Annotated in this window: 11 protein-coding genes and 1 pseudogene; 11 read left to right on the top strand and 1 reads right to left on the bottom strand. The window is 69.7% G+C overall.

Annotated features, from left to right (window positions below; all coding sequences use genetic code 11):
• The first annotated feature begins 31 nt into the window (after positions 1–31).
• The 4 genes and pseudogenes from CGZ93_RS03930 to arc all read left to right on the top strand — a co-directional run bounded on the left by CGZ93_RS03930 (position 32) and on the right by arc (position 4,873).
• A complete protein-coding gene (locus CGZ93_RS03930) occupies positions 32–769 on the top strand; it encodes an HAD family hydrolase (protein ID WP_094362855.1) in 738 nt (245 codons plus the stop codon).
• A complete protein-coding gene (locus CGZ93_RS03925) occupies positions 766–2,199 on the top strand; it encodes an ABC transporter substrate-binding protein (protein ID WP_176451620.1) in 1,434 nt (477 codons plus the stop codon). The genes CGZ93_RS03930 and CGZ93_RS03925 overlap by 4 nt, the downstream gene beginning before the upstream one ends.
• A gap of 23 nt (positions 2,200–2,222) precedes the next feature.
• Positions 2,223–3,110 (top strand): annotated as a pseudogene (locus tag CGZ93_RS03920) (tRNA (adenine-N1)-methyltransferase); the annotation flags it as partial.
• A gap of 26 nt (positions 3,111–3,136) precedes the next feature.
• Complete coding sequence (gene arc / locus CGZ93_RS03915; RefSeq protein WP_094362852.1) at positions 3,137–4,873, top strand: proteasome ATPase; 1,737 nt, start codon at positions 3,137–3,139, stop codon at positions 4,871–4,873.
• Between the two features lie 12 nt (positions 4,874–4,885).
• Here the strand turns inward: arc and CGZ93_RS03910 are convergent, their stop codons facing one another.
• Entirely contained in the window at positions 4,886–5,275 is a 390-nt protein-coding gene (locus CGZ93_RS03910; RefSeq protein WP_212753186.1) for a DUF3054 domain-containing protein, read from the bottom strand.
• Positions 5,276–5,312: 37 nt separating this feature from the next.
• Here CGZ93_RS03910 and dop point away from each other — a divergent pair, with 37 nt between their 5' ends.
• The 7 genes from dop to CGZ93_RS03875 are packed head-to-tail and all read left to right on the top strand — an operon-like array spanning position 5,313 to position 10,659.
• Positions 5,313–6,821: a depupylase/deamidase Dop gene (gene dop / locus CGZ93_RS03905; RefSeq protein ID WP_094362851.1), complete on the top strand. Its 1,509-nt coding sequence runs from the start codon at positions 5,313–5,315 to the stop codon at positions 6,819–6,821.
• A 55-nt stretch (positions 6,822–6,876) separates the two neighbouring features.
• Positions 6,877–7,065 carry a ubiquitin-like protein Pup gene (locus CGZ93_RS03900; protein WP_094362850.1) on the top strand — a complete coding sequence of 63 codons (189 nt, stop codon included), beginning with the start codon at positions 6,877–6,879 and terminating at the stop codon, positions 7,063–7,065.
• Positions 7,062–7,898 (top strand): proteasome subunit beta, encoded by an 837-nt coding sequence (gene prcB / locus CGZ93_RS03895; RefSeq protein ID WP_094362849.1) that lies wholly within the window; start codon positions 7,062–7,064, stop codon positions 7,896–7,898. The genes CGZ93_RS03900 and prcB overlap by 4 nt, the downstream gene beginning before the upstream one ends.
• 58 nt (positions 7,899–7,956) lie before the next feature.
• Complete coding sequence (prcA, locus tag CGZ93_RS03890) at positions 7,957–8,649, top strand: proteasome subunit alpha (RefSeq protein WP_094362848.1); 693 nt, start codon at positions 7,957–7,959, stop codon at positions 8,647–8,649.
• Positions 8,646–9,752 carry a prephenate dehydrogenase gene (locus tag CGZ93_RS03885; RefSeq protein ID WP_229117184.1) on the top strand — a complete coding sequence of 369 codons (1,107 nt, stop codon included), beginning with the start codon at positions 8,646–8,648 and terminating at the stop codon, positions 9,750–9,752. Before prcA ends, CGZ93_RS03885 begins: the two co-directional genes overlap by 4 nt.
• A 44-nt stretch (positions 9,753–9,796) precedes the next feature.
• Positions 9,797–10,126: an ArsR/SmtB family transcription factor gene (locus tag CGZ93_RS03880; protein WP_094362847.1), complete on the top strand. Its 330-nt coding sequence runs from the start codon at positions 9,797–9,799 to the stop codon at positions 10,124–10,126.
• Positions 10,123–10,659: an SRPBCC family protein gene (locus CGZ93_RS03875; RefSeq protein ID WP_094362846.1), complete on the top strand. Its 537-nt coding sequence runs from the start codon at positions 10,123–10,125 to the stop codon at positions 10,657–10,659. The genes CGZ93_RS03880 and CGZ93_RS03875 overlap by 4 nt, the downstream gene beginning before the upstream one ends.
• Positions 10,660–10,833 lie beyond the last annotated feature (174 nt).

Here is a 10,833-nt window from a genome sequence, read left to right as displayed (position 1 = left end):
GCGCGGAAAACTCTGGGAAACTGACGGCGCGATGAACACCGAAGCCAGTCAACTCCCGGCCAGCGGCCCCCGGGTCGACCCGACCCCGCCCGCGGCGGTGCTGTGGGATTTCGACGGCACCCTGGTCGACTCCGAACCGATCTGGATGCGGGTCGAGTTCCAGCTGGTGGGCGAGTGGGGCGGCACCTGGAGCGACGAGTTGGCCTACCAGATGGTGGGCAACGACCTGCGCGAGACCTCCCGGCACCTGATCGAGGCCTCCGGGCGTCCCGACCTGACGATCGATGAGGTGACGGCGGAGCTGGTTGGCCGAGTGGCCCAGGAGCTGCGCACCGGCCCGATGCTGGAGCTGCGACCCGGCGTCGCCGCGCTGCTGGACGAACTGGCCGAGGTGGACGTGCCGTGCGCGCTGGTGTCCGCCTCCTACCGAGAGGTGCTCGACGCGGTGCTGACCCGGCTGCCGGCCAACCCGTTCCGGCTGGTCGTGGCCGGCGACGACGTGACCCACGGCAAGCCGCACCCAGAGCCCTACCTGGCCGCCTGCGCCCGCCTGGGCGTACGCCCGGAGGAGTGCGTGGTGCTGGAGGATTCGATCACCGGAGCGGCCTCGGGGAACGCGGCCGGAGCCGTGGTCGGGGTGATCCGCAACCACGTGGAGGTGGAGCCGGCGCCGCGTCGTTTCCTGCTGGACACGCTGGCCGGGGTCGGGGTGGCCGAACTGGGCGCCCAGCTCCTTCGATGGAACCAACCGGGGGAGCAGAACCGGTGAGCCAGCGCGGGATCGGGTGGCGTACCGCTGCGCTGCTGCTGGCGGGAAGCCTGCTGCTCGGCGGCTGCAGCCGCAACGACACCCCGGCGGCGCCGATCCCCGATCGCCCGGTGACGGTGGCGGTGACGGCCCGGGTGACCACGACCGACCCGGCAGCGGCGGTCGACGAGGGGTCGCAGTTCTATGCCTACAACGTGTTTCAGCGGTTGATGGTGCCGCAGGTCGGGCTGCCCGCGCTGAAGACGGACCTGGCCACCGAGTGCCGGTTCGTCGACGAACTCACCTATTCCTGCATCATCCCGAAAGGGCGCAGCTTCACCAACGGCCACGCGCTGACCAGCCAGGACGTCAAGTTCTCCATCGAGCGCGCCCAGCGACTCGCGGTCCCGGGGACCGGCGCGGCGATGCTGGACAGCCTCGCCAGCATCAACGCCAACAACCCGCAGCTGGTGGAGTTCAAACTCAAACATCCCGACAACAACTTCGGCTTCGCGATCAGCACCCCGGCGGCGTCGATCGTCGACGAGGAGGCCTATCCGGCCGACGCGCTGTGGCCCCAGGACCAGGCGCCGATCAGTTCCGGGCCCTATCTCCCGCCCGACCGCTCCCTCGACACCCTGGTGTTCGCGAAGAACCCGCGCTACACGGGTCCGACGTTCTCCCGGCGTCCCGAGGTCGTGGTGAAGACGTTCAGCAGCCCGGCCCTGATGGATCGGGCCGTGGCCACCGGCACCGTCGACCTGGTCTGGCGTGGGGGTACGCCGCCGAAGGACTCCACCATCAACCTGTTGCCCGAGGTGCTGCCCGGCGCCGACGTGTCCCGGTTGATCTGGAACCCGAAGTCACCGCGGCGCGGCGACGCGGCCCTGCGCGGGCGGGTGAAGGACTCGACCGGCAACCTGCGTACGCTGCACTCGCTGATCCCCGCGGGAATCCCCTTCGCCGCGGACACCTTTGCGACCGCAGCGGCACCGGCCCCCGGCCCGGCCGCCGAACTCACCCTGGCCCAGTCGAGCAACAACGACCTGAGCCGCGACCTGCTCCCCCAGGTGCAGCAGGCGCTGCAGGCCAACGGCATCCGGGTCACCATCGCCCCCGACCCGAGCCAGGCCGACCTGATCCTGGACGCCGGCGGGGTCACCACCAGCACCCCGGTGGCCTGGCTTCAGGCGTGGTGGGAGCATCCGCTGCCGGGGCAGGAGAGGCGAACCAGCGAACTGATCCACGCGCTGCGCACCGACCCGTCGCTGGAGGGCCGGGAGAAGACGGCGCTGACGATCCAGCAGCAGGCGGCCGTGGACGCGACGGTGCTGCCGCTGACCCAGCGGGACCGCACCTTCTATCGGCACCCCTCGCTGGTGGTGGACAAGGAGTTCAAGAACTGGATGGGTCCGGGGTATCAGCTCGGACTGTGGGGATGGACCTGGTGAACGACTTCTCCGGCGTACGCACCGGACCGCTGCAGCCCGGTGACTGGGTGACGCTGACCGACCCCAAGGGCAAGAAGCACTCGGTGCAACTGCAACCCGGCAAGACCTTCCACACCACCAAGGGCGGGATCAGCCACGACGACCTGATCGGCGGGCCCGACGGGGTGGTGGTGCGGTCGGTCGGCGGGATGAGCTTCCTGGCGCTGCGGCCGCTGCTCGGCGACTTCACCGTGACGATGCCGCGCGGGGCCGCGGTGGTCTATCCCAAGGAGGCGGCCCAGATCGTGATGGCCGCCGACATCTTCCCCGGCGCCCGGGTGCTCGAGGCAGGGGTCGGGTCGGGGGCGTTGACCCTCTCACTGCTGCGGGCGCTGGGTCCGACCGGGCGATTGTGGTCGTTCGAACGGCGGGACGACTTCGCCGAGATCGCCCGGCGCAACGTCAACACCTGGCTGGGCGGGGAGCACCCGGGCTGGCAGGTCGAGGTCGGGGACCTGGTCACCCGGCTCGAGGCCGACGCCGAGCTGGCGCCGGAGCTGGATCGGGTGGTGCTTGACATGTTGGCCCCGTGGGAGTGCGTGGACGCCGTCGCGCAGCGACTCACCCCGGGCGGGGTGCTCTGCTGCTATGTGGCGACCACGACCCAGCTGGGGCGGGTGATGGACCAGATCCGCACCCACACCGGCTTCACCGAGCCCGAGGGTACCGAGACGATCGTCCGGGGCTGGCACGCCGAGGGGTTGGCGATCCGGCCCGCCCACGGCACCTCGAGCCACACCGGGTTCCTGGTCACCGCCCGCCGGCTCGCGCCCGGGGTGGTCACCCCGCTGCGGAAGCGCCGCCCCGCCCCTGGGGCGTACGGTCCCGACTACACCGGGCCGCGCCCGCCCTGGGTGACCAACGCCGAGTAGGCTCGGTCCATTGAGGAGGTGAGCCCGTGACCGAACAGGGATCGCAACCGGACAAGGTGGCGGCACTGACCGCCGAGCTCGCCGAACTGCGCGAGCGGGTGGCCCGTCACCCTCGCGATGTTGCGCTGGTGGAGAAGCGGCTGGCCGAGGCGCGCGCCGATGCCAGGCAGGTGGCCGCGCAGAACGAGCGGTTGTCCCAGACGCTGCGCGAGGCGCGGGATCGGATGGTCACGCTCAAGGCCCAGCTGGAGGAGTTGGGGGAGCCGCCGGTGGGCTTCGGCGTACTCGAACGCCTGCTTCCGGCCGAGCCGGGGGCCGAGGTACGCCTGGCCGACATCCACACCCAGGGCCGGCGGCTGCGCACCGCCCTGGCGATGGACCAGATCGACCCGCTGGAACTGCTCCCCGGGACGCCGGTGCTGGTCAACGAGTCGATGCTGGTGGTGGGCATCGACGACATCCCTCCGGCCGGTGAGATCGGCGTACTCAAGGACGTGCTGCCCGACGGACAGCGGGCCGTGGTGATCGTGCACAGCGACGACGAGCTGGTGGTGCACCTCGCCAGCGCCCTGGTGGAGCAGCATCCGCGAGCCGGGGACCTGCTGCTGATCGAGCGGCGGTCGATGTTCGCGTTCGAGGTGGTGCCGAAGCTGGACGTCGAAGAACTGGTCCTCGAAGAGGTGCCCGACATCGACTATTCGGCGATCGGCGGCCTGTCGGTGCAGATCGAACAGATCACCGATGCGGTGGAATTGCCCTTCCTGCACGCAGATCTCTACGCCGACTATGAGCTCACCCCGCCCAAGGGGGTGCTGCTCTATGGCCCACCCGGCTGCGGCAAGACGATGATCGCCAAGGCGGTGGCCAACTCGCTGGCCCGCAAGGTGGCCGCACAGACCGGGCAGGAGGGGCGCGGGTTCTTCCTGAACGTCAAGGGCCCGGAGCTGCTGAACAAGTACGTGGGTGAGACCGAGCGCCACATTCGGCTGATTTTCCAACGAGCACGAGCAAAGGCGAGCGACGGCATGCCGGTGATCGTCTTCTTCGACGAGATGGACTCGCTGTTCCGGACCCGCGGTTCAGGTGTCTCCTCCGATGTGGAGAACACGATCGTGCCGCAGTTGCTCAGCGAGCTGGATGGGGTCGAATCGCTGAGCAACGTGATCGTGATCGGCGCCTCCAACCGGGAGGACATGATCGATCCGGCGATCCTGCGACCGGGACGGCTGGACGTCAAGATCAAGGTGGATCGGCCCGACGCCGAGGCCGCCCGGGAGATTTTCGCCCGCTACTTCACGGCGGCGCTGCCGCTGGCGGAGGAGGATCTGGAGCGCTTCGGTGGGGACGCGAACCGGTGCCGCTCCGAGATGATCGACGCGGCGGTCTCGCACATGTACGCCGAGAATGCCGACAACCAGTTCCTCGAGGTGACCTACGCCGGCGGGGACAAGGAGATTCTCTACTTCAAGGACTTCTCGTCGGGCGCCATGATCCAGAACATCGTCGGTCGGGCCAAGAAGGCGGCGATCAAGGAACGACTGGCCGGGGCCTCGGGTGGGCTGCGGATGGAGCACCTGCTGCAGGCGTGCAACGACGAGTTCGGTGAGAACGAGGACCTGCCCAACACCACCAACCCCGACGACTGGGCGAAGATCTCGGGCAAGAAGGGGGAGCGGATCGTCTACATCCGTCCGCTGTTCACCTCCAAGCAGGTCACCAGTCGCAGCGTGGAGACCGCTTCGGCCACCGGTCAGTACCTGTAGGCATCCCAACCGCTAACCGGGCACAGGCGTACGCGGAATGGGGCCCTGCCGGCGGCGTACCTCGAGGAAGAGGAACGCCACCAGTCGCCAGCCGAGCAGGAACACCGCCAGCACCGAGGAGGCGACCATGGTGAACGACGGCTGCTGACCGGTCATGGTCACCCGTCGGATCATGAGTCCGAGCCCGACGGTGCACACCCACACGCCGACGGCGGCGTACAGGGTCAGGGTGTTGCGCCAGGACCGCGACAGCAGCCACCCGACCAGCAGACCGACCAGGAACGGCCAGGCGGTGTTGGCCAGTCCGGCGGGGTGAACCGGTTGCGAATGGCTCACCCGCATCGCCAGCGTGAAGCCGAGGACCAGCAGCACGTCGACGAGCAACTGGCCAAGGAATCGCACGACGGCGAGTCTACGGTGCGGGGGATAGGCTCGGCGGGTGGCACAACAGGTGTTCGGACTGGAGACGGAATATGGGATCGCGGTCGGCGGGCAGGGACCCGCGACGGGCCTGCACCCGATGCACTGGGCCAACCTGCTGGTGCGCGGTTACGGCGAGCTGGCGGCGGCGGGGCAGCGCTGGGACTACGAGACCGAGCACCCGCTGGATGACGCCCGCGGTTTCACCGTGGACCGTCGGATCGCCCACCCCGACCAGCTGACCGACGACGACAGCATGGCCAACCTGGTGCTCACGAACGGGGCGCGGCTCTACGTCGACCATGCCCACCCCGAATATTCGGGCCCCGAGGTGACCAGCGCCCGCGACGCCGTGCTGTGGGATGCCGCCGGCGACCACCTGGTGCACCTGGCCGCCCAGAACGCGTCCGCCCGACTCGGCCAACCGCTGCGGCTGTGGAAGAACAACACCGACGGCAAGGGCGCCTCCTACGGCACCCACGAGAACTACCTGCTCTCCCGGGCCACCCCGTTCCACCGGATCGTGCTGCAGTTCACCGGCTTCCTGGTCACCCGCCAGCCGCTCACCGGAGCCGGTCGGGTGGGACTCGGGCAGTACAGCGACGAGGCCGGCTATCAACTCAGCCAGCGCGCCGACTTCTTCGAGGCCGAGGTCGGGCTGGAGACCACGCTGAACCGGCCAGTGATCAACACCCGCGACGAACCGCACGCCCAGGCCCGCGTCCACCGCCGGCTGCACGTGATCACCGGCGACGCCAATCGCAGCGAGTACGCCGGCTGGTTGAAGATCGGCACCGCGGCGCTGGTGCTCGCCGCGATCGAGGTCGACCTGTGCGCCGACCTGCCGCGGCTGGCCGACCCGGTGGCCGCGATGCACGACGTCTCGCACGATCTTTCGCTGAGCAAGGAACTTCCGCTGACCGAGGGGGCCGGCACGATCACCGCGCTCGCGCTGCAGGAGGCGTACGCCGACCGGGTCGACACCCTGCTGCGGACCAGACCCGAACTGATCGCCCACCCCGACGAGGCCACCGAACTGCTCGCCGCCTGGCGGGCATGCCTGGACGCGCTGCGCCGCGACCCGATGGAGCTCGCCGACCGGCTCGACTGGGTGGCAAAACTCAAGCTGCTCGAGTCCTATCGCGCCCGCGACGGCATGGACTGGGACGCGCCCAAGCTGGCCCTGATCGACCTCCAGTACGCCGAGATCGACCCCGCTCGCAGCCTCTATCACGCGCTGATCCGCAAGGGCCGGATGCGCCGGTTGCTCACCGACGACGAGATCGAGCGGGCCCGGCTCGAGCCGCCCACCGACACCCGGGCCTACTTCCGCGGGGAATGCATGCGGCGTTACCCCGACCAGGTGGTGGCCGCCTCCTGGGATTCGATGATCCTCGACCTGCCGCACCGGCGCTCGCTGCTGCGGATCCCGATGCTCGATCCGCTGCGCGGCACCCGCGCCCACCTCGGCGACAAGCTGGAGAGCGCTGAGGACCTCGGTCAGCTGATCACCCAGCTCGGGTACTGAGCCCAGGCGCCGGCGGAGGGTAGGCTGGCGATCCGAGCCAGAAGGGGGCGAGACAATGAGCCAGTCACGACAGATTCGCCGACGCGACGAGGACGAGGGCGCCGAGCCCGGCCCGACCCAGGCACAGGCGCAGACCCAGCAGTCGGACGACGACTTCGACGCGCTGCTGGACGAGATCGACGGGGTGCTCGAGGTGAACGCCGAGGAGTTCGTCCGTTCCTTCGTGCAGAAGGGTGGCCAGTGAGCAGCGGCACCGGACTGCCGGCGGCCTACCTGCGCGCCGGATCCTCCTCCTTCACCGACTTCCTCGGCGACATCGCCCCCGAGCTGCTCCCGGCCCGGCGCGCCCAGGGGCTGTCCGGCTCCACCGGAGACCTCGCCCCACACGGCACCACGATCGTCTCGGCCACCTTCCCCGGCGGGGTGGTGATGGCCGGCGACCGGCGCGCGACGATGGGCAACATGATCGCCCAGCGCGACATCGAAAAGGTGTACGCCGCCGACGAGTATTCGCTCGTCGGGATCGCCGGCACCGCCGGGCTGGCCGTCGAGATGGTGCGCCTGTTCCGGGTCGAGCTGGAGCACTACGAGAAGATCGAGGGAGCCCCGCTGTCCCTTGACGGCAAGGCGAATCGGCTGGCCGCGATGATCCGCGGAAACCTCGGCATGGCGATGCAGGGGCTGGCCGTGCTTCCGCTGTTCGCCGGCTGGGACACCAGCCAGCAGCAGGGCCGGATCTTCTCCTACGACGCCACCGGCGGACGCTACGAGGAAACCGCGTTCCACTCGGTCGGCTCGGGATCGGTGTACGCCCGCGGCTCGCTGAAGAAGCTCTACCGTTCGGGGCTGGACGCGCTGGAGTGCGCCACCGTGGTCGTCCAGGCGCTCTATGACGCCGCCGACGACGACTCGGCCACCGGCGGACCGGACCTGCAACGGCGCATCTTCCCGGTGGTGATGGTGGCCAGCGCCGACGGCATCGACCGCTTCGACGAGGGCCGGATCGGTGAGGTGGTCGACCGCATCGTCGCCGCCCGCCGCGAGCGACCCGACGGTCCTGCCGCGCCGCTGATCTGAACCGCCCGATGAACCAACCCGACAGCCTGGATTGGCTGATGCACAAGGAGTCTCCGCGATGAGCATGCCGATCTACGTCGCCCCCGAGCAGCAGATGAAGGACCGCGCCGACTTCGCCCGCAAGGGCATCGCGCGCGGCCGGTCGGTGGTGGTGCTGCGGTACGCCGACGGCATCTGCTTCGTCGCCGAGAACAGGTCCCAGGCGCTGCACAAGGTGAGCGAGATCTATGACCGGATCGGGTTCGCCGCGGTCGGTCGCTACAACGAGTTCGAGAACCTGCGGATCGCCGGCATCCGGCACGCCGACATGCGCGGCTACTCCTACGACCGGGTCGACGTCACCGGCCGCGGGCTGGCCAACGCGTACGCCCAATTGCTCGGCACGATCTTCTCCTCGGGTGCGGAAAAGCCTTATGAGGTGGAGATCGTGGTGGCTGAGCTGGGGGAGACGGGTGCGCAGGACCAGATCTATCGACTCACCTACGACGGTTCAGTCGGCGATGAGGAGCACTTCGCGGTGATGGGCGGCAATGCCGAACAGATCGCCGAACTGATCGCCGAGGACTACTCCGACGGCAACGACCTGGCGGCCTGCGTGCGGGGTGCCGTTCGCGGGCTGAGCAACGGCGGCGAGCGGCTCGCGGTCGAGGCGCTCGAGGTTGCGGTGCTCGACCGCACGCGCAGCCAGCCGCGCAAGTTTCGCCGCCTCGGCACCGAGCAGGTGGCGGTTCTGCTGGGCGACGAGGAGTGACGGACTCGATCGCGGCGGTGGAGGACACCGAGCCCGACGAGCCGCGCCTCGGCCCGGTCCTGGTCATCGGCGCTGGGCTGGTGGGCGCCTCCATCGGCTGCGCGCTGACCGCGGCCGGTATTGAGGTGCACCTGCGCGACGCGATCCCCAGCCACGCGCAGGTGGCCGCGGGGTTGGGGGCCGGTTCGGCGGAGCCGGTGGTTCCGGAGCAGATCGCGCTTGTCATCGTCGCCGTGCCGCCCCGGGCCCTTGCGCCGGTGGTCTCGGCCGCCCTGGATGAGTTCGCCAACGCGGTGGTCACCGACGTGGGCTCGGTGAAGGGCACCGTGCTCAGCGAGCTCTCCGCCCGAGGGCTGGAACTGCGCCGCTATGTCGGCTCGCACCCGATGGCCGGATCCCACCTGGCCGGCCCGGTCACCGCCCGCGCTGACCTGTTCACCGACCGCACCTGGGTGGTCACCCCACACGACACGGCCACCCCGGGCTCGGTGGCGACCGTGACCGAGCTGGCCGAGCTGTGCGGGGCGAGCGTGGTGCAGATGCCCGCAGCCGAGCACGACCTGGCCGTGGCCGCGGTGTCCCACCTGCCGCACGCCGTCTCGGCGCTGGTCGCGGCCGGGCTGACCGAGGTCGACCCGGCCCACCTGGCGCTGGCGGGTCAGGGCGTACGCGATGTGACCCGGATCGCCGGCGGAGATCCGGCGTTGTGGGACCAGATCCTCTCCGCCAACGCACCCGCGGTCGCTGCCCACCTGGCCACCCTGGCCGAACGGCTGGAGGAGCTGTCGCGGCGCCTCAGCGTGCGGCAGCCGGTCACCGACCTGCTCGAGCAGGGCGTGGCCGGTACCCGGGAGATCCCGGGCAAGCACGGTCGGGCCGCCACCGCCTATGCGCGGATCGTGGTCGAGATCCCCGACGCCCCGGGTTCGCTGGCGCGACTGTTCACCGACGCGGGGGCGGCCGGGGTGAACGTCGAGGACATCTCCATCGAGCACGACCCGGTCCGCGAGGTCGGCTGGTTGCAGATGTCGATACGCCCAGAGCTGGCGGACACGTTCGCCGAGCTGATGGGGCAGAAGGGGTGGCGGGTCCACCTCGGTTGAAACATTCCTTGCACTTCATATGAAACCCGAGTAATGTTTGGGCCATGGATGGATTCACCCTCCTCGCCGACCCGACCCGACGCCGGATCCTCGACCGGTTGCGGAGCGGCGAGTGCGACGTGGCGGGACTGATCGAGCTGTGCGAGCAACCGCAGCCGCTGGTGTCCAAGCACCTCAAGGTGCTGCGGGACAGCGGTTTGGTGGACGCCCGCGCCATCGGTCGGCGCCGGATCTATCACCTCACCGAGAAGCGTCCCGATGACGTGCTGGCCTGGCTGATCCCCTGGCTCGGCCAGTGGCAGCAGAGCTTCGACCTTCTCGAGGCCGCGCTCGATGCCGACACCACCGCACCCCAGGAAGGAATCGACCGATGACCGACCCGAACATCGCCGCGGCGATCGCCAACAGAAAGCCCACGGCCCGCCTGGACCAGCACGGCGACACCTGGCAGCTGACCATGGAACGCGACCTCGCCCACCCCGCCGAGCGCGTGTGGACGATGATCACCGATCCCACACAGCTGCACCGCTGGTCCCCGGTGGTCCCGAACCGTGCCCTCGACAGCGTCGGCCCGGCGACCTCACGTGAGGTGGCCGGTGCGGCCGAGGAGGACGCCGAGGTGCTGCAGGTGGACCAGCCACGCCTGCTGGTGCACCGCTGGGGACCGCACCAGCTGCGCTGGACCCTCGAACCGACCGACGGGGGCTGTCTGCTCCGGCTGGAGCACACGTTCGGCGAACGCCCCGAGGCCCCCAGCTATGGCGCCGGATGGCACGTGTGCCTGGGCGCGCTCGAGGCGGCCCTCGAACACGCAGAGATCGACCGGGCCGTGGGCCCGGCCGCCAAGGACTACGGGTGGCAGCGACTGCACGACGCGTACGCCGACCAATTCGGCTCGCCGTCGTAGGGGCATCGACCCGTTGGCCCTGTTCCGGGTCGGTGACGGCGCCTAGATGTACCCGGCCAGGACGTTGGTAGCGGCGAGCCTGGTTGAACGAACGAGAACCTCCGAATGGGATGTGGCTTGTCGAAGGCCCACGCCAACCCGGAGGTTCTCATGTCCCACGGTAGTGCCCGATTG

It is taken from the genome of Enemella dayhoffiae (assembly GCF_002250625.1).
Classification (GTDB): domain Bacteria; phylum Actinomycetota; class Actinomycetes; order Propionibacteriales; family Propionibacteriaceae; genus Enemella; species Enemella dayhoffiae.
This window is presented reverse-complemented; position numbering and strand designations above follow the sequence as displayed.

What these genes read in the sequence shown, in the direction of transcription:
- CGZ93_RS03930 (WP_094362855.1), top strand. Translation starts at nt 32, where the DNA reads ATGAACACCGAAGCCAGTCAACTCCCGGCCAGCGGCCCCCGGGTCGAC.
- prcA (WP_094362848.1), top strand. Translation starts at nt 7,957, where the DNA reads ATGAGCATGCCGATCTACGTCGCCCCCGAGCAGCAGATGAAGGACCGC.
- CGZ93_RS03875 (WP_094362846.1), top strand. Translation starts at nt 10,123, where the DNA reads ATGACCGACCCGAACATCGCCGCGGCGATCGCCAACAGAAAGCCCACG.
- CGZ93_RS03900 (WP_094362850.1), top strand. Translation starts at nt 6,877, where the DNA reads ATGAGCCAGTCACGACAGATTCGCCGACGCGACGAGGACGAGGGCGCC.
- CGZ93_RS03880 (WP_094362847.1), top strand. Translation starts at nt 9,797, where the DNA reads ATGGATGGATTCACCCTCCTCGCCGACCCGACCCGACGCCGGATCCTC.